This is a genomic window from Corynebacterium oculi (genome assembly GCF_001412105.1).
Classification (GTDB): Bacteria; Actinomycetota; Actinomycetes; order Mycobacteriales; family Mycobacteriaceae; genus Corynebacterium; species Corynebacterium oculi.
On sequence record NZ_LKST01000003.1, the window covers coordinates 362,336 to 385,153 of the forward strand.

19 protein-coding genes and 1 CRISPR repeat array are annotated in these 22,818 nt (G+C 64.0%); of the genes, 13 read left to right on the forward strand and 6 right to left on the reverse strand.

Annotation, left to right across the window (positions count from 1 at the left end):
* The first annotated feature begins 25 nt into the window (after nucleotides 1-25).
* Nucleotides 26-1,018: a DoxX family membrane protein gene (locus Cocul_RS09165; RefSeq protein ID WP_055122971.1), complete on the forward strand. Its 993-nt coding sequence runs from the start codon at nucleotides 26-28 to the stop codon at nucleotides 1,016-1,018.
* Here Cocul_RS09165 and Cocul_RS09170 read toward each other — a convergent pair.
* The 3 genes from Cocul_RS09170 to Cocul_RS09180 all read right to left on the reverse strand — a co-directional run bounded on the left by Cocul_RS09170 (nucleotide 1,002) and on the right by Cocul_RS09180 (nucleotide 4,712).
* Nucleotides 1,002-2,243: a glycosyltransferase family 87 protein gene (locus Cocul_RS09170; protein ID WP_055122972.1), complete on the reverse strand. Its 1,242-nt coding sequence runs from the start codon at nucleotides 2,241-2,243 to the stop codon at nucleotides 1,002-1,004. The genes Cocul_RS09165 and Cocul_RS09170 overlap by 17 nt on opposite strands.
* 25 nt (nucleotides 2,244-2,268) lie before the next feature.
* Nucleotides 2,269-4,110 (reverse strand): dihydroxy-acid dehydratase, encoded by a 1,842-nt coding sequence (gene ilvD, locus Cocul_RS09175; protein WP_055123094.1) that lies wholly within the window; start codon nucleotides 4,108-4,110, stop codon nucleotides 2,269-2,271.
* Between the two features lie 83 nt (nucleotides 4,111-4,193).
* Nucleotides 4,194-4,712: a PH domain-containing protein gene (locus Cocul_RS09180; RefSeq protein ID WP_211257118.1), complete on the reverse strand. Its 519-nt coding sequence runs from the start codon at nucleotides 4,710-4,712 to the stop codon at nucleotides 4,194-4,196.
* Between the two features lie 401 nt (nucleotides 4,713-5,113).
* Between Cocul_RS09180 and Cocul_RS09185 the strand changes: the two genes are divergently transcribed.
* From Cocul_RS09185 to Cocul_RS09230, 11 genes are all read left to right on the forward strand, one after another.
* Nucleotides 5,114-6,931, forward strand: a complete 1,818-nt coding sequence (locus tag Cocul_RS09185) for an acetolactate synthase large subunit (protein ID WP_055122974.1) — start codon at nucleotides 5,114-5,116, stop codon at nucleotides 6,929-6,931.
* A complete protein-coding gene (gene ilvN, locus Cocul_RS09190) occupies nucleotides 6,931-7,455 on the forward strand; it encodes an acetolactate synthase small subunit (RefSeq protein ID WP_055122975.1) in 525 nt (174 codons plus the stop codon). Before Cocul_RS09185 ends, ilvN begins: the two co-directional genes overlap by 1 nt.
* Before the next feature lie 131 nt (nucleotides 7,456-7,586).
* The gene (ilvC, locus tag Cocul_RS09195; RefSeq protein ID WP_055122976.1) at nucleotides 7,587-8,600 is read left to right on the forward strand and encodes a ketol-acid reductoisomerase; all 1,014 of its coding nucleotides are present in this window, start codon (nucleotides 7,587-7,589) and stop codon (nucleotides 8,598-8,600) included.
* A gap of 54 nt (nucleotides 8,601-8,654) precedes the next feature.
* Entirely contained in the window at nucleotides 8,655-9,548 is an 894-nt protein-coding gene (locus Cocul_RS09200; RefSeq protein WP_055122977.1) for a cation diffusion facilitator family transporter, read from the forward strand.
* 24 nt (nucleotides 9,549-9,572) lie between these two features.
* Nucleotides 9,573-11,333 carry a GmrSD restriction endonuclease domain-containing protein gene (locus Cocul_RS09205; RefSeq protein WP_055122978.1) on the forward strand — a complete coding sequence of 587 codons (1,761 nt, stop codon included), beginning with the start codon at nucleotides 9,573-9,575 and terminating at the stop codon, nucleotides 11,331-11,333.
* Nucleotides 11,334-11,393: 60 nt separating this feature from the next.
* Complete coding sequence (locus tag Cocul_RS09210; protein WP_082422260.1) at nucleotides 11,394-13,097, forward strand: hypothetical protein; 1,704 nt, start codon at nucleotides 11,394-11,396, stop codon at nucleotides 13,095-13,097.
* An 83-nt stretch (nucleotides 13,098-13,180) separates the two neighbouring features.
* The gene (gene serA, locus Cocul_RS09215) at nucleotides 13,181-14,767 is read left to right on the forward strand and encodes a phosphoglycerate dehydrogenase (protein WP_055122980.1); all 1,587 of its coding nucleotides are present in this window, start codon (nucleotides 13,181-13,183) and stop codon (nucleotides 14,765-14,767) included.
* Between the two features lie 61 nt (nucleotides 14,768-14,828).
* On the forward strand, nucleotides 14,829-15,839 hold the full coding sequence (locus Cocul_RS09220) for a 3-isopropylmalate dehydrogenase (protein WP_055122981.1): 1,011 nt from the start codon (nucleotides 14,829-14,831) through the stop codon (nucleotides 15,837-15,839).
* 58 nt (nucleotides 15,840-15,897) lie between these two features.
* Nucleotides 15,898-16,657: a CRISPR direct-repeat array (repeat unit 28 nt; unit sequence GTGTTCCCCGCGCTAGCGGGGATGAGCC).
* Nucleotides 16,658-16,714: 57 nt separating this feature from the next.
* A complete protein-coding gene (locus Cocul_RS12505) occupies nucleotides 16,715-16,861 on the forward strand; it encodes a hypothetical protein (RefSeq protein WP_160318510.1) in 147 nt (48 codons plus the stop codon).
* Nucleotides 16,862-17,086: 225 nt separating this feature from the next.
* Nucleotides 17,087-17,896: a class I SAM-dependent methyltransferase gene (locus Cocul_RS09225; protein WP_055122982.1), complete on the forward strand. Its 810-nt coding sequence runs from the start codon at nucleotides 17,087-17,089 to the stop codon at nucleotides 17,894-17,896.
* The gene (locus tag Cocul_RS09230; RefSeq protein WP_055122983.1) at nucleotides 17,893-18,246 is read left to right on the forward strand and encodes a cupin domain-containing protein; all 354 of its coding nucleotides are present in this window, start codon (nucleotides 17,893-17,895) and stop codon (nucleotides 18,244-18,246) included. Before Cocul_RS09225 ends, Cocul_RS09230 begins: the two co-directional genes overlap by 4 nt.
* An 11-nt stretch (nucleotides 18,247-18,257) precedes the next feature.
* On the opposite strand, the gene Cocul_RS09235 is transcribed toward Cocul_RS09230, so the two are convergent.
* A complete protein-coding gene (locus tag Cocul_RS09235) occupies nucleotides 18,258-19,025 on the reverse strand; it encodes an excalibur calcium-binding domain-containing protein (RefSeq protein WP_055122984.1) in 768 nt (255 codons plus the stop codon).
* A 124-nt stretch (nucleotides 19,026-19,149) separates the two neighbouring features.
* On the reverse strand, nucleotides 19,150-20,700 hold the full coding sequence (locus Cocul_RS09240; RefSeq protein WP_055122985.1) for a cation:proton antiporter: 1,551 nt from the start codon (nucleotides 20,698-20,700) through the stop codon (nucleotides 19,150-19,152).
* 80 nt (nucleotides 20,701-20,780) lie between these two features.
* Here Cocul_RS09240 and Cocul_RS09245 point away from each other — a divergent pair, with 80 nt between their 5' ends.
* Nucleotides 20,781-21,566 (forward strand): fumarylacetoacetate hydrolase family protein, encoded by a 786-nt coding sequence (locus Cocul_RS09245; RefSeq protein ID WP_082422261.1) that lies wholly within the window; start codon nucleotides 20,781-20,783, stop codon nucleotides 21,564-21,566.
* Between the two features lie 46 nt (nucleotides 21,567-21,612).
* Here the strand turns inward: Cocul_RS09245 and Cocul_RS09250 are convergent, their stop codons facing one another.
* On the reverse strand, nucleotides 21,613-22,797 hold the full coding sequence (locus Cocul_RS09250) for an alpha/beta fold hydrolase (RefSeq protein ID WP_150114436.1): 1,185 nt from the start codon (nucleotides 22,795-22,797) through the stop codon (nucleotides 21,613-21,615).
* Between the last annotated feature and the right edge of the window lie 21 nt (nucleotides 22,798-22,818).

Genomic DNA, 22,818 nt, shown 5'->3' on the forward strand with positions numbered 1-22,818 from the left:
TCGCGGTCTGGTTATCCTGGCAGACATGAGCCACGATTCCGCTACCCCAGACCGGGCCGATAAGGCCGACGCAGACGATCTGGATATCCCCACCTTTAATCCTGCCGCTGATGGCCCCACCGACCCTTACAAGAAGGTGGGGCGCGCGGCGCCCCAGGAGATCCGCCCGCGCGAGGCCGCCCCGGCCGAGGAGAAGACGCCTCCGGCCGAAGAGAAGAAGGCAGACCGCAGCGCGCCGCTGCTTTCCGACGCCCCGACGGCCACGTTCGACCGCCCCGAGCCTCCTGAGGCGCCTAAGGCCCCCAAGACCGAGCCGGAGCCTCGCCCCGAGGCCACCACGCCCGCCCCGGCGACTGCCGTGACGCGGGTGGAGCGGCGGTCCGAAATCCCCGGGAGCGGGGAACAGAGCGTTTCCTCGCCCTCCGCACCCGCTTACGCCGGGGCGGCGGCTCCGGTGGTGGATGAGACGGATGAGGCGGATCGTGAGGACGCCGTCGAGGCGCGTCGCGGAACCCTGGATCTTGGCCTGTTGATCCTGCGCCTGGGCCTGGGCGGATGGCTGATCCTGCATTCCCTGAGCGTGTTCTTCCACCTGGGCGGTTCCGCGGGGCTTTCCGGCCTTGAGGGCCAGTACGCGGCTTATGCGGCCCCGCAGGCGCTCGCCGTGGCGATTCCCGCCACGGGCCTGGCGGCCGGCGTCTTTATCCTCCTGGGGCTTATCACCCCGCTCTTCGCGGTGGCGGCCACCGTGGTCACGGGCTTCATGGCGGCCGATGCCCTGGCGCATTCCGGGGCGGGGCTTGACGTCTTTTCCTGGCCGGAAGACATCTGGCTCTACGTGATCCTTGGCACCGCCGCGCTTGCGGTGCAGTTCACGGGGCCTGGCCGGTATGCCCTGGACTTCTCCCGGGGGTGGGCGCGCCGCCCGTTGGCAAGCTCCTGGCTGGGCCTGGTGCTCGCGGCCGTGGGATTGGGTGTTTTGTGGTGGTTCGGCGCGGGGGTTAACCCGCTGGCTTAGCGGGAAAGGGCCGGGTTCTGGGCTGCGCCAGGGCCACGGCAAGCATGAAAAGCAGCGCTAGCCACACGTAATCGGAAACCAGGAAGCGCTGCCAAAAGGAGAGTTCGGTGTAACTGATGCCGTCACCGAACCACCACTTGGGAGGACGCGAGACCACGATGAGCGTCCAGGTTCCCGTGACGATGCCGAGGAACCAACGGTCGTAGAGATGCCAGGCGGCCACGGGGAGAATGAGGGCGAGCCACACCCAGTGGTGCGACCAGGAAACGGGGGAAATGAGGAGCATGACGAGCGCCCCGATCAGCCAGGCCTCGGTGGGGCGGCGCGCGTCGATGAGCCTACGCATGATCCGGGAACCCAGGAGGATCACCAGGAGAGAAATCGCCGCCCACAGGGCGGTGAGTACCCCGTGATGATCCTGTGCCCATGCCTCGGTGGGAGACCAGCGGGTGAGCATGGCCTGTAGGGAACTGTTGGAGGTGTAGGTGGGATCTACCCCAAAGTCCTCCCCGGTGCCCATGCCCAGGAGCACGGAGCCAAAGTATTCCTTGGTGGCGTCCCAGCGCACCAGAGCGCCCACTCCCGTGGCGGCCACGGCGGAGCAGGCGGCGGTGATGATCGGCCGCACCCTCCTGAGCAGGAGGAAGTACAGGAGCATGGCGGCCGGGGTGATCTTGATAGCGATGGCGAGGCCGATGAGCCAACCCTGGGGCAGGCGACGCCTCCGGGGCACCAGGTCAAGCACCACGAGCGCCATGATGACGATGTTGATCTGGGCAAAGCCGTTGTTGAGCTCCACCGGCTCCATATTCAGAACGGCTCCCCAGCTCAGGGCGCTAAGCGGGAGCACCCAGGGGGCAGTCCCGGCGGGGATGACCGCCCGCATGACGAGGTAGAGGCACAGCAGAAGCAGGCCGTTAGAGGCGGCCACCATGATGTCCCCGGCGAGGTCGTGGCTGAGCGCCGGGTGGGATAGCGGGGCGAGCGCCAATGCGCCGAAGGGTGGGTAGATAAAGGGGAGCGCGGTATCGCCCGCCATCATGGGCACCGAGTACACCTCGCGCCCCTGGAGGAAGGCCCATACTCCCTCTCGGTAGATCACCATGTCTACGGGAAAGTCCGTGGCTCCGAACTGCCGGAACGTGGCGGCGATGCCGACGACGAGGCCGAGGGCGCTGAGCAGGTGGGGCAGAAAGGGAGGAAGCGGTGAGGGCTGCGAGGGCATAGTGCGGCCATCTTACCGCTTATGACTAATCCACCTGACGTACGGCTCCCTTATCCGCGGAGGTGGCCATGGCGGCGTAGGCGCGCAGCGCCTTGGACACCGTGCGCTTGCGATCCACCGGGGTCCACGGCTTCTCGCGGGCCTCCATCGCGGCGCGTCGCTGCTCAATCACTTCGTCCGGGACGTCCAGGGTAAGCCTGCGCTTGTGGACGTCGATGGTGATGATGTCCCCGTTTTCCACCAGCCCGATCAGCCCGCCGTGAGCGGCCTCCGGGGACATGTGCCCCACGGAAAGCCCCGAGGTACCGCCGGAGAAGCGGCCATCCGTAATCAGCGCACACTTCTTACCCAGGCCCGCGCCCTTGAGGAAGGAGGTGGGGTGCAGCATTTCCTGCATGCCCGGCCCCCCGGAGGGGCCTTCGTAGCGGATCACCACTACCTCGCCGGGCTGCACCTGGCGGGTCAGGATGGTGGATACCGCCTGCTCCTGGCTTTCCACCACCCGGGCGGGGCCGGAGAAGTGCCAGAGGTCCTCGTCGATGCCGGCGGACTTGATGACCGCGCCGTCGGGGGCGAGGTTGCCGCGCAGGATCACCAGGCCGCCGTCGGCGGTGTAGGCGTGGGGGACGTCGCGGATGCAGCCGTTCTCCGCGTCCATGTCCAGGCTGTCCCAGCGGTTCGATTGGGAGAATGCCTCGGTGGTGCGTACCCCGCCGGGGGCGGCATGGAAGAGTTCCTTCGCGGCGTCGATAGCCTTGCCGCCGCGCACGTCCCAGTCGTCGAGCCACTCGTCCACGGAGCCGTAGAGAGCGGTGTGGACGTCCTTTTCCAGCAGACCCGCGCGATGCAGCTCACCCAGGATCGCGGGGATGCCGCCGGCGCGGTGTACGTCCTCGATGTGATAATCGGAGTTCGGGGAGACCTTGGACACGCAGGGGATGCGGTAGGAGAGCTCGTCAATGTCGTCGAGGGTGAAGTCCACCTCGCCCTCCTGGGCGGCGGCCAGGGTGTGCAGCACGGTGTTGGTGGAACCGCCCATCGCCATGTCCAGGGCCATGGCGTTGTTGAAGGCTTGCTTGGCGGCGATGCTGCGCGGCAGCACGGCATCGTCGCCTTCCCCGTAGTAACGTCGGCACATGTCCACGATCATGGCCCCGGCCTTTTCAAAGAGCGCGCGGCGCGCGGTGTGAGTGGCCAGGGTGGTGCCGTTGCCCGGCAGGGAGAGCCCAAGCGCCTCGGTGAGGCAGTTCATGGAGTTGGCGGTGAACATGCCGGAGCAGGAACCGCAGGTGGGGCAGGCGATGCTCTCCATCTTGGTCAAACCGGCGTCGGACACGCTCTCGTCGGCCGAGGCCGTGATGGTGCTGATGAGGTCGGTGGGAGGGTGGGCCACCCCGTCGATCACCACGGCCTTTCCGGCCTCCATCGGGCCGCCGGAGACGAAGATCGCGGGGATATTCAGCCGCATGGCGGCGTTGAGCATGCCGGGGGTGATCTTATCGCAGTTGGAGATGCACACCATCGCGTCCGCGGTGTGGGCGTTGACCATGTATTCCACGGAGTCTGCGATGATCTCCCGGCTGGGCAGGGAATACAGCATTCCGCCGTGGCCCATGGCGATGCCGTCATCGACGGCGATGGTGTTGAATTCCTTGGGTACGCCGCCGGCGGCGCGCACCGCGTCTGCCACCACGTCGCCCACGTTTTTCAGGTGGACGTGCCCGGGCACGAACTGGGTGTAGGAGTTCACGATGGCCACGATGGGCTTGCCAAACTCGTGTTCCTTGGTGCCGGTGGCGCGCCAGAGGGCGCGCGCGCCGGAGGCATTGCGGCCGACGGTGGTGACTTTAGATCGCAGCGGGATCACGGGAAACTCCTCATATAAGGGAAACTGCGTGAGCACTGCCTCGTGCCGTGCCCGGAGCGGGCCCGGGAGGGGCGGTACGGGAATCAGCGCTTGGGTTGTTCTGTGTGCTCTTTGTTCTGCTCTTTGCTCATAGCGGCGTATTCCTCGCGGGTGATGAGGACGCGCTCGCCATTGCGACGCACAATAGCTACCTTGTCGTCTACCGCTTCCCGTCCCACGGTCAGTGCGTCGGGGATGCGCCCGCCCGAGGCCTGTGCCAGCGCCGGGAGGGAGTTAAAGCTCACCGCGGGGAGGGAAAACTGCTCGCCGGTGCGGGAGCGGGCGAAACTGGTGGAGCCCTTGAATCCGATGCCCTCGAAGTCCTCCCACGTCACCGTGCGCGAGCCGCGGAAAGCGTAGTGGGCAGTGATTCCCCGCGAGTCGACGCTGGTGCGCGCCCGTACCAGCCACCACAGGTAAAGGGCCGGAAGGATAAAGAATCCGCCAAGCAGCGCGGGAGAGTGGCTGATGGGAATCAGCATGATGAGGGCCATGAAAATCACCACCGCAAAATGGAAGCGCTCCGGGCGGAACTGCGTGGCGGATGGTGCTTCAGGACTCATGTCCCACATGGTAGCCAACGCCTGTGACATTGCTCAAAAAGGATCGACGGAGCCGCGAAGATGAGGTGGGAGGGAGAAAAATCCTGGTATGGGGAGGGGTGCCGCGGTGGGCGGGGCTTAAAGAGTAAGAGGGCAGGCACAGTGAATAAAAATAATGGCCCTGGTCACGCCGTGGTGTATAGTGTCCACCATGCTCATTATTCGACTTCTCCTTGTACCCGAGCGGCGCGTGCCGTAGCGGCCAGTTGAGGTCGAAGAGCAAGCGCCCTCCGCAACACCCACCCACGGTGGATGCGCGAGGGCGCTTCGCATAGTCTGCGGCAGCCCCACCCCCGGAGGCCGCGCCACACTGCATAATCGCTATTGAACAGAACCACTGATACGCAAGGAGCCTGACACTCGTGAACGCGGAAGCAAAGCAACCTCCGCTGCCGTCCACGCTTGCTCGCAAGGCCGCGGCCGATCGCTCGGCCCCAGAACGCATGAGCGGGGCCCAGGCGGTGGTGCGCTCGCTGGAAGAACTGGGAACCGATGTGGTCTTTGGCCTTCCCGGCGGGGCCGTGCTGCCCCTGTATGATCCGCTGTATTCCTCCACCAAGGTTCGCCACGTGCTCATGCGCCACGAGCAGGGCGCGGGTCATGCCGCGGAGGGATACGCTCAGGTCACGGGCCGGGTGGGGGTGTGCATCGCCACCTCGGGCCCGGGGGCAACGAACCTGGTGACCCCGATCGCCGATGCCAACCTCGATTCCGTTCCCCTCGTGGCCATCACCGGCCAGGTGGGCAGCGGTCTTTTGGGCACGGATGCCTTCCAAGAGGCCGATATTCGCGGCATCACCATGCCGGTGACCAAACACAACTTCATGGTGACTGACCCGCAGGACATCCCACAGGCCCTCGCGGAGGCCTTTCACCTCGCCTCCACCGGACGCCCCGGCCCGGTGCTGGTGGATATTCCCAAGGATGTTCAGGATGCCCAGATGGAGTTTTCCTGGCCACCCAAGATTGACCTGCCGGGGTATCGCCCGGTGACCAACCCGCACGGCCGCCAGATCGCGCAGGCCGTGGAACTCATCACCCAAGCTGAGCGGCCGGTGCTGTACATCGGCGGCGGGGTCATCAAGGCAAACGCGGCGGCGGAACTGCGCGCGTTCGCGGAGGCCACCAATATCCCGGTGGTCACCACGCTCATGGCCCTGGGATCCTTCCCGGAATCACACCGCCTGCACATGGGCATGCCCGGCATGCACGGTTCGGTGCCCGCCGTGGGAGCCTTGCAGCGCTCCGACCTGCTCATCGCCATTGGCACGCGTTTCGACGATCGCGTCACCGGCAAGGTAGATGCCTTCGCGCCGGAGGCCAAGGTGATCCACGCAGACATCGACCCTGCGGAGATCGGCAAGATCAGGGCCGTCGATGTGCCCATCGTGGGGGACGCGAAGGCAGTTCTGGCCGGGCTTTCCCGCGCGTACCGGGAGGCCGGGGCGAAGGGCCCGGATACGGCGTCCTGGCTGGCCTATCTGGATGATCTGTGCGAGCGCTTCCCCCGAGGCTATGAAGAACCTTCGGACGGGATGCTTGCCCCGCAGCGGGTGCTTGAGGCCCTGTCCAGGGAGGCCGGGCCGGAGGCCATCTATGCCGCTGGCGTGGGCCAGCACCAAATGTGGTCGGCGCAGTTCCTGGACTTTGAGCATCCCCGCACCTGGCTCAACTCCGGCGGCCTGGGCACGATGGGGTATGCGATCCCCGCGGCGCTGGGAGCCAAGGCCGGCGCCCCGGAGGCCGAGGTATGGGCTATTGACGGCGATGGCTGCTTCCAGATGACCAACCAGGAACTCACCACCGCGGCGGTGGAAGGCATGCCGATCAAGGTGGCCCTGATTAATAATGGCAACCTTGGCATGGTGCGTCAGTGGCAAACGCTTTTTTATGGCGGGCGCTATTCCAACACCAAGTTGCGCGAACAGAACGAGTATGTGCCCGACTTTGTGGGGCTGGCCGAGGCCCTGGGCTGCGCGGCGCGCCGGGTGACCACGGAGGAGGAGATCATTCCGGCTATTCGGTGGGCGCGGGAGATCAACGATCGCCCCGTGGTGCTGGACTTCATCGTTGGCCAGGACGCGCATGTCTGGCCGATGATCGCCTCGGGTTCCTCCAACTCGGAGATCCGTTATGCCCATGACCTGCGGCCGCTATTTGTCGAGGAGGAGCAGGCGTAATGGCTCAACAGGATAAGACCCGCCATATCTTGAGCGTGCTGGTGGAGGACGTGGATGGCATCATCTCCCGCGTCTCGGGCATGTTCACCCGCCGTGGCTTCAACCTGGTTTCTTTGGTTTCGGCCAAGACATCCACGCCGGGCATCAATCGTATTACCATTGTGGTGGACGCGGATGAGGTGCGCATTGAGCAAATTTCTAAGCAGCTCAACAAGATCATCCAGGTGATAAAGGTGGTGCGCCTGGAGGAGGACGCCACGGTGGCCCGCGCCCTGTTGCTGGTCAAGGTGGACGTGGATAATCACACTCGTCCGCAGGTGGTGGACGCCGCCACGATCTTTAGGGCCCGCGTGGTGGACGTGGCCCCGGAGTCCGTGGTTATTGAGGCCACGGGTATGCCGGGCAAGTTGCAGGCTCTTCTCGATGTCCTGGAGCCCTTTGGTATCCGGGAGATGCTGCAATCCGGGCAGATTGCCCTCAATCGCGGGCCGCGTACGCTATCTCCGACGCCCTCCCGCTCATGATTCCACCCCCGCCGTTTCATCTGATGGGACGCTGGGGGAGGGTTCATCTCACATAATGAAACAAAAATCCGGTAAGGTGACAAGAGGAACCTCCCGGTACTCCTTGACGAAGAAAGGTGAGAGTCACTCTCATGGCTATTGAAGTTCTCTACGACGCTGACGCCGATCTGTCCATCATTCAGGGGCGCAAGGTGGCCATCATCGGCTACGGCTCCCAGGGGCACGCACACGCGCAGAACCTGCGCGATTCCGGTGTGGAGGTGGTGATCGGCCTGCGCGAGGGGTCCCGCTCCGCAGACAAGGCCCGCGAGGCGGGCTTTGAGGTGAAGTCCAACGCCGAGGCCGCCGCCTGGGCTGACGTCATCATGATCTTGGCTCCCGATACCACGCAGGCCAGCCTGTTCTCCGAGGAGATCGAGCCGAACCTCAAGGACGGGGACGCCATCTTCTTTGGCCACGGCCTGAACATTCATTTCAAGCTGATCGAGCCTCCGGCCAACGTCACCGTGGGCATGGTTGCCCCTAAGGGGCCGGGCCACCTGGTGCGTCGTACCTACGTGGACGGCAAGGGCGTGCCCTGCCTCATTGCGGTGGAGCAGGACCCCAAGGGTGAGGGGCGCGAGTTGGCGCTTTCCTACGCCGCCGCCATCGGTGGTGCTCGCGCGGGCGTTATTCCCACCACCTTCCGGGAGGAGACGGAGACGGACCTCTTTGGCGAGCAGGCCGTGCTCTGTGGCGGCGTGGAATCCCTCATCACCAGCGGCTTTGAGGTGCTCACCGAGGCTGGTTACGCCCCGGAGATGGCGTACTTTGAGTGCCTGCATGAGATGAAGCTCATCGTGGATCTTATCTACGAGGGCGGCCTGAAGAACATGAACTACTCCATCTCCGATACCGCCGAGTATGGCGGTTACCTCTCCGGCCCGCGAGTGGTGGACGAGGGGGCCAAGGAGCGTATGCGCGAGGTGCTCAAGGATATTCAGGACGGCACCTTCGTGAAGGCCCTGATCGCTAACGTGGAGGGCGGAAATAAGGATCTGGAGGCTCATCGCGAAAAGATCGCCCAGCACCCCATCGAGGAGACGGGCGCCAAGTTGCGCGATTTGATGAGCTGGGTCAAGGCCCCGCTGAATGAGACTGCCTAAAAAGTATTCTCAAAAAGATTTCAATAATGCTCTCGGGGCGCTACAATCGTCGTTATGAGCGATCATGACCACGATCACAGTCACGCCCCCAGTTCGCTAAAGTCCCTGCTGGGGGTCATTACCCTCACGGGGGCTATTTTCTTTGCGGAACTTATCGCTGGCTTTCTCTCCGGCTCGCTGGCGCTGTTGTCTGACGCCATGCACATGCTCTCGGACTCCACCGGGCTGATCCTCGCCCTGCTGGCCATGCTGGTGGGGCGTCGTCCGCCCAGCAGCCGCGCCACCTTCGGGCACCGCCGGGTGGAGGTATTGGCGGCGGCACTCAATGCGGTGGCGGTCACCATTATCTCCGTGTGGATCGTGGTGGAGGCCTTGGGGCGGTTTGGGCAGAGCGCGGACATTGATACCACCACGATGGTGCTGGTGGCGCTCATCGGCCTGGTGGCCAACGCCATTTCCGCGATGATTCTCACCCGCCGCCAGCACGATAGCCTCAACATGAAGGGCGCATACCTGCACGTGCTCTCCGATCTTTTGGGGTCGGTGGCGGTGATCGTGGCGGGGCTTATCATCGCGTTCACCGGATTCGTGGCGGCCGATACCATCGCCTCCCTCATCATTGCCGCACTCGTTATTCCGCGCTCGGTGGCGCTCGCCCGAACCTCGGTGCGGGTGCTGCTCAACCAGGTGCCCGAGGGCGTCGATACGCGGGAGGTGGAGCGGCGCCTTCGTGAGGTGCCTGGGGTGTGCGAGGTGCACGACCTTCACCTGTGGTCCACGGACGGCAACCAGGCGCTGGTGACGTGCCACCTGGTGGTGCGCCAGGAAGGGTACTCCCAGGTGCTGGACGCGGCGCAGGGGACGTTGCGGGAGATGGGGATAGAACATTCCACGATCCAGGTGGAAGAACCCGGCCACAAGGGGCATGAACATGTGTGCGGGCATTAGGATTCGCGCAGTACCATAGGCTGCATGGGATTTTCCACGCCAAGCTATGGCCTCACCGACCTCTTCGCCCGCATTGATCGCGGGGACATTCAGCTTCCCGACTTTCAGCGCGATTACGCCTGGGACGTAGATCGAATCCGATCGCTCATCGTTACCGTCCTGCGCGGTTACCCGGTGGGCTGCTTTATGGCGCTGGATACCCGCAATACCCCCATGCGCTTCCGCCCGCGCCCGATCGTCGGCGCACCGGAGACCGGGAATGCGCCGGGTATGTTGCTTCTCGACGGCCAGCAGCGCCTGACCACCCTTTACCACAGCCTCCAGGGCGATGGCTTTGTTCACGGCGTGGACTTCCGGGGCCGCCCGGTGCGCCGGGCCTTTTACGTGGACGTGGATAAAGCCACCTCCGGGGACGTGCTTCCCGACGAGGCCGTGTTTGCGGTGGCCGAGGACGGCACCATCTGCTCGCACTTCGCCCCGGAGGAGGTGGGAGAGCAGTGCATTCCCGTGTCCACCCTGCTGGGGGCGGGGGCTACCGATAAACTTTTTGACCTCATCGACGGCGCGGACGAGCCGACCCGCGCGGCCGTCAAGGCGTTTTATCAGAAGATCGTCTACCCACTCGCGGCATACTCGGTGCCCATGATCCGCCTTTCGCGCGAAACCGCGCGTGCCGGGGTGGGTTCTATCTTTGCTCAGGCCAACTCCGCGGGCTTGCAGATGGACGTCTTTGAGCTGCTCACCGCCGTCTTTGCCACGGAGGACGAGCACTTCTCCCTGGCCCAGGACTGGGCGGACACGGAAAAGGCTCTGCGCAAGTACCCGGCATTGGACGGGATCGACCGCACGGCCTTCCTCACGGCCGTCTCGCTACTGGCCACGGCGAGGCGCGGCCACGCGGCGGGCAATCGGGAGGACATCCTGGCCCTTAACCTGGAGGAATATCGCCGGGCCGCCCACGATATTCGCATTACCCTGCGCGAGTCCGCCGAGTTTTTGATCCAGCGCTGCATCTTTGATCTCACCCAGGTGCCCTACGTGGCGCAGATCGTGCCGCTCTCCGTCATTCTCGCGTTGCTCTCCGATACCCCGGCCGCGCTGACCACCTCCAAGGCGTGGGATCGCCTGGATCGCTGGTTCTGGTCGGGTGTGCTGGGGGAGTTGTACGGCTCCGCCGCCGTGATCAACCGTATGGCGCACGACGTGGATCAGGTCACCGCCTGGATTAGGGAGGAAACCACCCAGGAGCCCAAGACGGTGCGCGATGCCGTGTTCCACGAGGAGCGGCTGTACACCGTGGGGGAGGATTCCGGCGTGTTCCACGGGATCTACGCCCTGCTGATGAGCCGGGGCGCGCGGGACTGGCGCACCTCGGCCCCCTTTGACCGCTGGACGTTCCGCGATCTTAACCCCACCTATGCGCAGATTTTCCCCGCGCAGTGGTGCCGGGACAACGGCGTGGTCGCGCATCTGGCCGGCGGGGTGTTGAATCGCACCCCGATGGGCAAGCGCACGGAGGTGGTGCTCGATGGCTTTAGCCCGGCACGCTATCTGCCCAGGGTGCAGTCCAAGTCCTTGATGGAGGACGAGGAGTTTGATGCGGTCTTGGCCACGCACCAGCTTGATCCGGAGCTGCTGTATGCGGGCCGCGCCCAGGAGTTCCTGGCGGATCGCGCCGAGCGCCTGCTGGGATTGATCGCGCAGGCGATGGGCAAGGAGGTAGTCCGAGGCGGGAAGACGGAATTGGCTACGATGAGTGGGGAAGAGCGCTCGGAAGAAGAGTAGAGAAAAGAGGTTAGTTGAGTGAAGTTTCGTGGGACGCTAGGAATCCTTACCGCAGTGGGAATGAGCGCCGGGTTATTGGTGGCCTGTTCCTCCGATGAGAAGGAACCATCTGTTGCGCAACCAAGCGCCGTGGATAGCGCGACAGTGCCCGCAGATACCGTGGAGGCGGCCAAGGCGGAGAATCGTAACCGCCGCGTGGACGAGCGCTTTGGCGATCGCCCCCAGGTACTGGCCGGGGTGGATCGCTCCGGGCTGGAATCCTCTCAACTCTTCTTTGATAAGTCCGAAACCGCCGTGGTGGTAGCCGGAGCGGAACCGCAGCGGCTCCGCGCGGTGTCCTTGGGCATGGCGGCGCACGCCCCGGTGCTGGGACTGACCGAGGAGAACGCCGAGCAGGTGAAAAAGGAGCTTTCGCGCCTGGGGGCGGCCACGGTGCTCACGGTGGGAGACGTGCGGCTTCCGGGCGCTCCGGATAACGTCACTTTCGTGAGCGACCCCGGCGGTGATGAAGCCCTCAGCGCCCTGACCTCGCTGCACTTTGGGAAGAACCCGATCCCTGCCCCGGAGAATATGGCCAAGGCGGTGGCCGATTTTCAACCCTCGGAACCCACCGAGCTGGTGGCCGAGTGGCTAGCCGCCCCGGAGGGCGCCGAGGACGCCCCTGAAGCCGCGGCCAAGTCGGCCGCGCCAGACACGGAGAACGGCAGCTTCCCCGTACAAAGCGCCCGCGACGGCGCCGCCGCGCCCGTGGTGGTGGCCTCGCCCCAATCCCCGATCCTGGACGTGGCCAATGCTCGTTCCTACGGCGCTCAGGTGCGCTTGATGGATTATCCCGATCCGCGCGTGAGCGAGGAGGCCACCAAGATGGTGGCCGGGCTGGAGGATCGCTCCGTGGTGGCCCTGGGGGCTGGGTTTGGTACCGGAGAGCAATTCGCGGAAAAGATCCGCCTGGCGCAGACCGTGACCACGGAACTTCCCGGGGGCGGCACCATGGCATTCCCCGGCCGCCGCATGATCGCGCTGTATGGGCACCCCTCCGGAGGGGCACTGGGCGTGATGGGGGAGCAGGACCCCGAGGGATCGGTGGCCTACGTGCGCGATCTGGTTGCCCAATACCAGGAACTCAACCCCGCCGAGCCGGTGATCCCGGCCTTTGAGATCATCGCCACCGTGGCCTCCGAGTTTCCCGGCGAAGACGGTGATTACTCTAACGAGGCCACCCCGGAGGAGTTGCTGCCCTACATTGATGCCATCACCGAGGCTGGGGGATACGCGGTGCTGGACCTGCAATCGGGTAGGGCGAACTTCCTGGATCAGGCCAAGCGCTACGAGGAATTGCTCAAGCGCCCCAACGTGGGGCTGGCGCTCGATCCCGAATGGCGCATTGGGCCGGATGAGCAGCCGCTGACCCGCGTGGGAAGCGTGGAGGCGGAGGAGGTCAATGCGGTGGCCGACTGGCTGGCCGATCTGACCAAGAAGAATAACCTTCCGCAGAAGACCTTTGTGCTCCATCAATTCCAGCTCCAAATGCTGCGCGATCGGGAGAATATCCGCACCGATCATCCGGAATTGGCCTATGTTCTGCATGCGGACGGGCACGGGGTGGCGGAAGAGAAGTTCGATACGTGGAACGTCATGCGCCAGGATCTCGGCCCGGGTTGGTTCATGGCGTGGAAGAACTTTTTTGACGAGGACACCCCCATGTTCACCCCGGAGCAGACCTACGCGGTGGAGCCACGCCCCTGGTTCGTTTCCTACCAGTGAGTAGAAAACAGGGCGCGGCGGTGATCTACGTCGTAGAATGATCGAAGGTATTTACTGCGATCATGCAAGGAGAGTAATCCCCCGTGTCCCGTCCTGTTGTTCTTATTGCCGATAAATTGTCCCAGTCCACCGTCGATGCTCTCGGGGACGCGGTGGAGGTGCGCTGGGTCGATGGCCCTAATCGCGCCGAGCTTCTTGCCGCCGTTCCCGAGGCGGACGCCCTCCTCGTCCGCTCCGCCACCACCGTGGATCGGGAGGTGCTCAAGGCCGCGCCGAAACTCCAGATCGTTGGCCGTGCCGGTGTTGGTCTGGATAACGTGGACGTGGAGGCCGCCACGGAGCGCGGCGTGATGGTGGCCAACGCCCCCACCTCCAATATCCACTCCGCCTGCGAGCACGCCATCGCGCTCCTGCTGGCCACCGCGCGGCAGATCCCTGCGGCGGATCGCACGCTGCGCGAGGCCACCTGGAAGCGCTCCGATTTTAAGGGCGTGGAAATCTTTGGCAAGACCGTGGGCATCGTGGGTTTTGGCCACATCGGCCAGCTCTTTGCCCAGCGTCTCCAGGCCTTCGACGTCGCGGAGATCCTCGCCTATGATCCGTACGCCAATCCGGCGCGCGCCGCCCAGCTGGGCGTGGAGCTGACGGATCTTGAGGATCTGATGAGCCGCAGCGACTTTGTGACCATTCACCTGCCCAAAACCAAGGAAACCGCCGGAATGTTCGGCACGGAATTGCTCTCCAAGGCCAAGGAGGGGCAGATTCTCATTAACGCCGCCCGCGGTGGCCTGGTGGACGAGCAGGCCCTCGCCGAGGCCATCAAATCCGGCCGGATTCGGGGGGCCGGGTTTGACGTGTACGCCACGGAACCCTGCACGGATTCGCCGTTGTTTGCCCTCGACGAGGTGGTGGTGACCCCGCACCTGGGGGCGTCCACCGTGGAGGCACAAGATCGCGCGGGCACGGACGTGGCGGCCTCGGTGCTCAAGGCGCTGGCCGGCGAGTTCGTGCCGGACGCCGTGAATGTTTCCGGCGGGCGCGTGGGGGAGGAGGTGGCAGCCTGGATGGAACTCACCCGTAAGCTCGGCGCGCTGGCAAGCTCCCTGCTCGGTGCCGCCCCGGATACCGTGATCGTCTCCGCCCGCGGGGAGCTTTCCACGGAGAAGGTCGAGGGATTGGGTCTGTCCGCCCTGCGCGGGCTCTTCTCTGAGATCTCCCAGGTTCCGGTGACCTTTGTGAACGCCCCGCGCATCGCAGAGGAACGCGGTGTGGAACTCAAGGTGGAGACCCACTCCGAGTCCGCGTTCCACCGCTCCGTGGTGGAGGTCAAGGTCATCGGTGCTGACGGTGCGCAGGCCAGCGTGATCGGCGCGTTGCCGGGCCTGGAGCGGGTGGAAAAGATTGTGCGGATCAATGGGCGCGGCGTAGACATGCGCGCCACCGGCCGCAACATCTTCCTGCGCTACACGGACGCCCCCGGCGCCCTGGGGACGGTGGGCTCCATGCTGGGGGAGCGCGGCATCAACATCGAGGCCGCAGCCCTCACCCAGGCCAGCAGCGGCGACGAGGCCATGCTGATCCTGCGCGTGCAGCACGAGGTGCCCGGCGAATTGCTCGATTCCATCGCCAGCGCCCTTGATGCCACGGCATTCCAGCTTTCGCTGAACTAACGGAGAAAATCGCGATAGACTGGCCTCACATGTTCACCATGTGAGAAAGGAATCTCGCGATATGAAAATTGCAGTGATCGCCGGCGATGGTATCGGCCCCGAAGTCACCGCCGAAGCCCTCAAGGTACTGCGAGCCGTGCGCTCCGACGTCGAAACCACGGAACTCGACCTCGGAGCCCGCCGCTACCTGCGCACCGGGGAATTGCTTAACGACGCCGACCTCGCCCTCCTGCGCGAACACAACGCCATCCTGCTCGGCGCCATCGGCGCCCCCGGCGACGTCCCACCCGGCGTACTAGAGCGCGGACTGCTCCTCAAAATGCGCTTCGCCCTCGATCACCACGTGAACCTCCGCCCCTCGGTGCTCTATCCCACGGCGAAAACCCCCCTAGCCAACCCAGGAAACATCGACTTCATCGTGGTACGCGAAGGTACCGAAGGCCTCTACTGCGGTAACGGAGGCACCCTCCGCGAAGGCACCCCCCACGAGGTTGCCTCCGAAGTCTCCCAAAACACCCGCTTTGGCGTGGAACGCGTGGTACGCGATGCCTTCCGCCGTGCCGCGCAACGCCGCAAGCACCTCACCCTCGTACACAAGACAAACGTCCTGGTCAACGCCGGTGGACTCTGGCAACGCACCGTGGACGAGGTGGCGCGCGAGTACCCCGATGTGACCGTAGAATACAATCACATCGACGCCGCCACCATCTACATGGTGACCAACCCCCAACGCTACGACGTGATCGTGACCGACAACCTCTTCGGAGACATCCTCACCGACCTAGCCGGAGCAATCACCGGAGGAATCGGCCTCGCAGCCTCCGGCAACATCGACGCCTCGGGAGAAAACCCCTCCATGTTCGAACCCGTTCACGGCTCAGCCCCCGACATCGCAGGCAAGGGAATCGCCGACCCCACGGCGGCGATCCTCTCCGTAGCACTCATGCTGCGACACCTGGGAGACGAACAAGGCGCGGAACGCATCGAGAAAGCCGTGGCAGACGATGTAGCACAACGGTCTGAGGATACGGTGACGGCTGAGGTGGGTGACCGGATCGCGGCGGCGGTGTGACGAGGAGAAGTTGTATCTATTTTCCGGTATGCTCTTGGATTAACGCAGTTAATCAAGTGTGTTCCCCGCGCTAGCGGGGATGAGCCCTTAGTAGTAACTAAAACGCGACTAGATGATGGGTGTTCCCCGCGCTAGCGGGGATGAGCCCATGCGTGCTAACGAGTCACAAATCATACAGCAGTGTTCCCCGCGCTAGCGGGGATGAGCCTGCCGGTGGATCGAGATTCGTTGGACTTCGAGGGTGTTCCCCGCGCTAGCGGGGATGAGCCCACTCCTCACAAAAGCCCCAGATCCCTTCCTGGGTGTTCCCCGCGCTAGCGGGGATGAGCCCGCCTGGTTATTATGCCGGGCGTTTATTTTATGGTGTTCCCCGCGCTAGCGGGGATGAGCCTAACACTGATGTGGTGATGTCCACTCCTGATGAGTGTTCCCCGCGCTAGCGGGGATGAGCCGAGTTCTTCCTCCCCCATCGCCGTCGCTATTGCGTGTTCCCCGCGCTAGCGGGGATGAGCCCAACTGACTTACCTTGCATAGCCGCTTTATCAAGTGTTCCCCGCGCTAGCGGGGATGAGCCTCATTCAAGCTAGTTAAACCAGCCAGAAAGGTGGTGTTCCCCGCGCTAGCGGGGATGAGCCCCAGCAAGGGCACCACCCAAAGCACCCAACGCTGTGTTCCCCGCGCTAGCGGGGATGAGCCCAATCGAGCCTTCAGTGATTCATCCTCCAAGAGGTGTTCCCCGCGCTAGCGGGGATGAGCCGGGCTGGCCTGTGTGGTGGCGCAGCGTCATCGTGTGTTCCCCGCGCTAGCGGGGATGAGTTGTTTCTGTGAGCATGTGATTGTCTAATCTCAAAAGGGTATAGGGAGGAAGTGGCGAAATGAGCGATAAAAAGACCTGGGCGGTGCCGGAGGACGCCCCCCAAACACCAGTATGGAGAGATGTCGATCGGGCTCAGACCTGGGAGGACCTGAAATCTGGGGAGATCAGATCCTCCGGGGAGGATCAGTCCGTGTTCCCGCGCTAGCGGGGATGAGCTGTTAGCTCTCTAGGTGAACTGGTAAAATTTAGGAAAACTTATCAATTTCCTCAGGCGCAAGTAATAGTTCTTTGAACTCCCACTTCAGAATTAATGTGCAGGAATATGATCATAAATCCCCTGTGGTGATTCTCGTCACAAGTATCCCCATTTCTACTTCAATGGTGTAGTGTAAATCCCACTATCCGCGTAACTTTTTGAGGGGGTTCTCCTATGTCCGATGTTCTTCCCATGCCCGATCGCCGCGTGGAAGATCTCCCTGGTCATTGGTTGTTGGCCAGGCTGGGTAAGCGTGTTTTGCGCCCGGGTGGTCGGGAACTCACGGAGAAACTCATTGCTGGGGCCCGTACCGGCGGGGCGGATGTCGTTGAGTTGGCTCCCGGTTTGGGTAAAACTGCGCGTCTGCTGCTTGATACCTCGCCGGCCTCGTATCGGGGTGTTGATGAGGATCCCGAGTCTGTGGCCTTGACCGGGGACGTGGTGGGTGCTGCGGGGGTGGTGACTCTGGCTAAGGCGGAGGATACCGGGTTGTTGTCTCATTCCACCGATGTTGTCCTTGGCGAGGCGATGCTCACTATGCAGGGGGCAAAGGGGAAAGACGCCATTGTGTCGGAGGCGTATCGCGTGTTGCGCGGGGGAGGGCGCTATGCGATTCATGAGTTGTGCCTAGAACCCGATAACCTTGATGATTCCGCTAAGACGGAGATTCGTCGGGCTCTCGCTCGCTCCATCAAGGTGAATGCGCGTCCTTTAACTACCCAGGAGTGGGTTGATCTGCTCACTGGGCATGGTTTTACCGTTATTTCTGTCCAGCATGCCGGCATGGAGTTGCTGAAGCCTCGCCGCAACCTTGCCGATGAGGGGATAAAGGGAGTGGTCACTATCGTGAAGAATCTGATTCTTCATCCCGCTGCGCGTCGTCGGGTTTTGGCCATGCGTTCGGTGTTTAACAAATACAGCGATAATCTTGCCGCTATTGCGGTGGTGGCGGTAAAAGAGGATGCGAAGGAGGAAATGCTATGACTGGAGACGGGTGGGACTATATTGAGGGTCTGGCCGAGAGTCACCTGGTTGTGGAGGAATCTGGGGCGGGATCCGCAAAGCCCAAGGTTCAGGTTCTCGCTCGGCTGGAGGGGGTGACGATGGTGCGTCTGGCTTTCCGCGCCGGAGACGTTATGGCGGAGCATAGCGCGGGGACACCCATCGTGATTATGGGGCAAAAGGGGGCGGTGAACGTCACCATAGGAGATAAATCTGTGACCGTGACCGCGGGTTCGGCTCTGCACATTGCGGAACGCCGCATTCATGCCCTTGCGGCTCAGGAGCCAGCGATTGTGACGCTGCTGATTCTCACTGGGGCTAAGAATTCTTGAGGCACATGGCCCTACTCCTCCTCGCAGGCCACGCCGTCTTGATCCTTATCCAGCGCCAGGCTGTACCCCGGAGACGTGGGGTACAGCGGTGCGGCACCGGCGTCGCGGGCTTCTTGGCAGCTTGAGTAGTGCTCGTCCGCGGGCTCCGTCAGTACTTCTGATTCCAGAAGTCCGCCCGGAATCACCTCTTCGTAGATAGTTTCTTCGATGTAGGTGATTTTCCGTGGGCCCTCGGGTTCCTCTTCATATTGCTCGCGCTGGGGGTCTCCCGGGGGAACATTGACGCGCTGGGGGTCACTCTTTCCTTGGTCGAGGTCATTATTTTCGCAGGGCGGGCGGGCGCGGTGACGCTGTTCATTGTGGTGATCTGGGGAATCCTCAGAGGCCGTCGGTTTCTTTGTCGTCGAAGGAGGAGCCGTCGAGGGAGGGTTTTTGGCCACAGAGGGATCCGGCGTGGCGGTGGTGATCGTGACGGTGCTGGTGTAGGGAGCGCCTGAGCCTTGAGATGTCGCGTCTCCCTTTTCCGCCGCCGGGGTGAGAAGCACCCCGAAGAGCAGGAGAAGGGCACTCAGTATGACGATGAGGGGCCACCGGCGGGAGGAGCGGGCCGTAGACCGAGTAGACACGAGCCACCACGCCCCCGGCAGGAGGATCGCGGCCCCGAGGAAAAGATCGCGCAGGAAAAGGTGGGAGGAAAAGGCCCCGCTGATGATGGTGATGCCGCCGATGGCGGTGGCGGTCCAGGCGAGAACGTGCTTCCAGGTGGCGTGCTGCGTCATGGCAAAAAGAACGCGTCCTTTCCGCTCGGGAGGGGAGGGAAGATACAGAAAGAACAATAGCGTTGTCTCGTAGGCGCGGCGCGCAGAAGGCCCAAGAAAGCACTCGCAACACGCATAAAGCGGCCTAGCGTTTGGCGGCCACGAGCATCATGTCAATGGAGGAGAGCACCTCGTCCACATAGGCGGGGTTGACTCCGCGTTCCGAGCGGGCGCTGAGGAGTTCTTCCTGAGCGGCCTGGAGGGCACCCACGCGGATCGTGCTTGCGGCCTCGCGCCAGCGGCTGAGTTCTTTCCGTCGTTCCTCCCGGTGCCCCTCACCTTGGTCAAATTGCCGTTCTAGCCACCCGCTCATGGCGGCGGTGGCCTCCGGGGGCAGGTTCCCGGATTCCTGCTTCACGTGCCGGTACGCTGCTTGCCGGGCGCGGCGTCGTAAAGCCTCTATCGCCTCATCGCCGGCGGCGTCCGGGCCTGCCTCAAGATTGAGTTTGCCCATGAGCCAGGGGAGGGTGAGGCCGGGAATGACCATGGTGCAGAGCAGGACCACGAGGGCGATCACGGCGGCCTCGTGGTGCAGGGTGGGGGAGATACTGGCGGGAATGGATAACACGAGGGCGAGGGTGACCAGCCCGCGCATCCCGGCCCAGGTCATCAGCAGTACCTCTTGGCGGCGCAGGGGTGCGGCGAACTCGCGGTTTTTGCGGGTATTCGTGCGCAGGGAGAGGGAAAGCCAAGCGAAGCGCACGAGCATCGCCACGAGCGAGAGAACCACGCCCACCCAGACGGCGTGCCAGAGATCGGAACCCACCTCGTCGATGGCGGCGCGCACGTTGAGCCCGATGAGCCCAAAGGCCACGCCGGTGAAAAGCATTTCCACGGGCTCCCAGAAGGCCTCGCCGGTGAGGCGATCCTCGGCGCCTAGGGAGGCGCGCGAGTTCATCTCCACGGCGGCGATCACGATGGCGATCACGCCGGAGGCCGCCACCTCCTCGGCCAGGATGTAGACGGCAAAGGGAAGCACCCAGGTCAGGGCGTTGCGGGCTGCGGTGTTATCCACGTGATCGGTGAACCAGGCGGCGCCCCGGCCCACGGCGATGCCAATGATGACGGCCCCGGCCACCGACCACGCGAAGTTGCCCAGGCCATGCAGCCAGGAGAGATCGGAGCCAGCGAGGGCGGCGCCGAGGGCAACGTGGAAGGCAACGATGGAGGCGGCGTCGTTGAAAAGCCCCTCGGTTTGTAGCGAGGTGGTGATTCGCTTGGGGATCCCCACGGGCTCGGCCACGGCGTCCACGGCCACCGGGTCCGGCGGGGCGAGCGCGGCGGCTAGGACGATGGCCCCCGCCACCCCCACGCCGGGCAGGAGCAGGAGGATCGAGCCGGTGAGCGCGGCGATGGTGGCAAAGACGAGGAGCACGGACATCCACACGATCGTGGAGATCTGCGTTTTGATGACCGACCACGAGGTGCGGCGCGCGAGGGCCCAGAGCAGCGGGGGCAGGAAGATGGGCAGCATGAGCTCGGCGGGAACGTTGAGTTCCACCGGCCAGGGGAGGAACATGCCGCCCGCCGCCACGAGGGTGAGCAGCACGGGCCAGGGCAGCGCAAGGCGGTCACCCAGGGCCACCACGACCACCGTGGCGAGCAACAGCCCGGAGAGGATGAGGAGGATTGTCATAGTAGACATTTATACGCCGGTGCTTTCCCAATCCCCGCTCGCTGTCCTGTGCTCGGCGGCCGTGCAGTACGATATTCCTCATGCGTTTTGGTCGAATTGCAACCCCCGAGGGTATGTGCTTTTGCGTCGTGGATGACGCGGGCACCACAGCTAAACAAATTGAGGGCACGCCCTTTACCCCGCCCGTGTACACCGGCAAGGAATGGCCGCTGAGTGAGGTGCGCCTGCTTGCCCCCATGCTGCCGAGCAAGGTGGTGGCCATCGGGCGTAATTATGCGGATCACGTAGCCGAGGTGTTTAAGAAGTCCGCGGAGACCCTGCCTCCCACGCTCTTTTTGAAGCCGCCCACAGCGGTGGTGGGGCCAGGCGCACCCATTAAGATCCCGGAGTTTGCCACTCGCGTGGAATTTGAGGGCGAGTTGGCGTTGGTGATCGCCAAGCCATGTAAGAACGTCAAGGCACAGGACTGGCGTTCCGTGGTGCTGGGGTACACGGTGGTCAACGACGTCTCCTCCCGTGACCTGCAATTTGCCGACGGTCAGTGGGCGCGCGCCAAGGGTATTGATACGTTCTGCCCGCTGGGCCCCTGGATCGAGACGCACCTGGATAACGTCGATGATCTTCCCATCAAGGCCCGGCTCACCCACGAGGGCGTCACGGAGATCAAGCAGGATTCCAACTCCAACCAGATGATTATGAACCTGGGGGAGATGATCGAGTTCATCACCGCCTCGATGACTCTGCTGCCCGGGGATATCATTTGCACCGGCTCCCCGGCGGGCACGGCGGCGATGGAGCCGGGGGACTTCATCGAGATTGAGATCCCCGGCGTGGGTACGCTGGGCAACCCGGTGGAGCGAGCCTAGCGGGAGCACGCCTAGCGGGGGAGCTGAGCGGGGCGCCGCGCAAGAATCAGCGCAGCCTCGCCCCCTCGCTGAGGTCAAAGAGGTGACGCAGAATCTCGCCACCGCTGGCGCTTAACCCGTTGTGTTCGTGCTCGCTGGTTATCAGCGTGCGCAGCGCGGGCATGAGGCGGGCGGTATCCAGCGAGAACTCCAGGGGCACGTAGGCGTCCTTGGCGTAGATTGCGGCGGCCCCGTGCGCATCCCGGATCGCCGCGGGGTCGTACAGGCGCGGCCAGGCGGTTTCCGCGATCTCCTGGGCGATGGTTTTCCAGGGGAGGAAAGCGGGCACGGAGTCCAGCCACTCGGGGTGGACGTGCTCCCCGGTGAGCAGGGTGGGGTCGTCTCGGTATTCCTGCGGTAGCGCCCGGTGCGCGGCCCAGTCGGTGGTGGTGCCGTTGGCATAGCAGGACTCGTGGAGCACGTAGTAGAGGGGGTTGCGGCCGGTGAAGGGGAGCGCGGCGGCGAGGTCGTGGCCAAAGGTGGGGGCGTCCCAGGGCAGGTCGAGCAGGCCGTGGAGCTGGATCCAGCCGTCGTTGGTGCCCAGCAGGTGCCCTATGCTGCGCAGGCGCGAGGGGGTGACCACCTCGGCGTCGGGAAGCACGAGCTCTCCCCGGGCCGCGCGCTCCATCAGTGCCGCCACGCGCGGGCGGTGCTCGGGGAAACGCCGGTAGTAGTCCTCGGTGTGCCGCTTCATGGAGGCGTAGGTGGCGGCGTAAATCTCCTCCGGGCTATGGGTGAGGGAGGGGAGCCCGCCGGTGAAGAACGCCTGGTCGAGGGAGTCCGGGTGGGTGCTGAGGTAACGCAGGGTACTAAACCCACCGAAGGATTGCCCCAGTACGGACCACCGGCTCAGGTCGAGGTGCTCGCGGAGATCCTCGGCGTCCTCCACGATGGCGTCGGCACGCAGGTGGCGCAGGTAGTCCGCGGCCTGCGGGACACCCACCGGGGTGGAGCGGCCCGTGCCGCGCTGATCCAGCAGCACCACCTGGTAGCGCTCCAAGGCCACCCGAATCCAGGCGGGCCAGAGCCGAGGGGCCTCGTAACCGGGCCCGCCCTGCAAATAGAGCAGGTAAGGCTGGTTCGGATCGCGGCTGAGCACGCGGGCAAAGATCTCTATGCGGCGCGGGTCCTGCGGATCGGCGCGGTTCAGGGGGACGGTGATGGTGTGTTCGGAGACAGAAAGGTTTTTCATCTTTCTATGCCTACAGTGCGG

Coding starts and splice junctions, on each gene's coding strand:
- Cocul_RS09165 (WP_055122971.1), top strand. CDS start 26: ATGAGCCACGATTCCGCTACCCCAGACCGGGCCGATAAGGCCGACGCA.
- Cocul_RS09170 (WP_055122972.1), bottom strand. CDS start 2,243: ATGCCCTCGCAGCCCTCACCGCTTCCTCCCTTTCTGCCCCACCTGCTC.
- Cocul_RS09180 (WP_211257118.1), bottom strand. CDS start 4,712: ATGAGTCCTGAAGCACCATCCGCCACGCAGTTCCGCCCGGAGCGCTTC.
- ilvN (WP_055122975.1), top strand. CDS start 6,931: ATGGCTCAACAGGATAAGACCCGCCATATCTTGAGCGTGCTGGTGGAG.
- ilvC (WP_055122976.1), top strand. CDS start 7,587: ATGGCTATTGAAGTTCTCTACGACGCTGACGCCGATCTGTCCATCATT.
- Cocul_RS09200 (WP_055122977.1), top strand. CDS start 8,655: ATGAGCGATCATGACCACGATCACAGTCACGCCCCCAGTTCGCTAAAG.
- Cocul_RS09205 (WP_055122978.1), top strand. CDS start 9,573: ATGGGATTTTCCACGCCAAGCTATGGCCTCACCGACCTCTTCGCCCGC.
- Cocul_RS09210 (WP_082422260.1), top strand. CDS start 11,394: ATGAGCGCCGGGTTATTGGTGGCCTGTTCCTCCGATGAGAAGGAACCA.
- Cocul_RS09220 (WP_055122981.1), top strand. CDS start 14,829: ATGAAAATTGCAGTGATCGCCGGCGATGGTATCGGCCCCGAAGTCACC.
- Cocul_RS12505 (WP_160318510.1), top strand. CDS start 16,715: ATGAGCGATAAAAAGACCTGGGCGGTGCCGGAGGACGCCCCCCAAACA.
- Cocul_RS09225 (WP_055122982.1), top strand. CDS start 17,087: ATGTCCGATGTTCTTCCCATGCCCGATCGCCGCGTGGAAGATCTCCCT.
- Cocul_RS09230 (WP_055122983.1), top strand. CDS start 17,893: ATGACTGGAGACGGGTGGGACTATATTGAGGGTCTGGCCGAGAGTCAC.
- Cocul_RS09235 (WP_055122984.1), bottom strand. CDS start 19,025: ATGACGCAGCACGCCACCTGGAAGCACGTTCTCGCCTGGACCGCCACC.
- Cocul_RS09240 (WP_055122985.1), bottom strand. CDS start 20,700: ATGACAATCCTCCTCATCCTCTCCGGGCTGTTGCTCGCCACGGTGGTC.
- Cocul_RS09245 (WP_082422261.1), top strand. CDS start 20,781: ATGCGTTTTGGTCGAATTGCAACCCCCGAGGGTATGTGCTTTTGCGTC.
- Cocul_RS09250 (WP_150114436.1), bottom strand. CDS start 22,797: ATGAAAAACCTTTCTGTCTCCGAACACACCATCACCGTCCCCCTGAAC.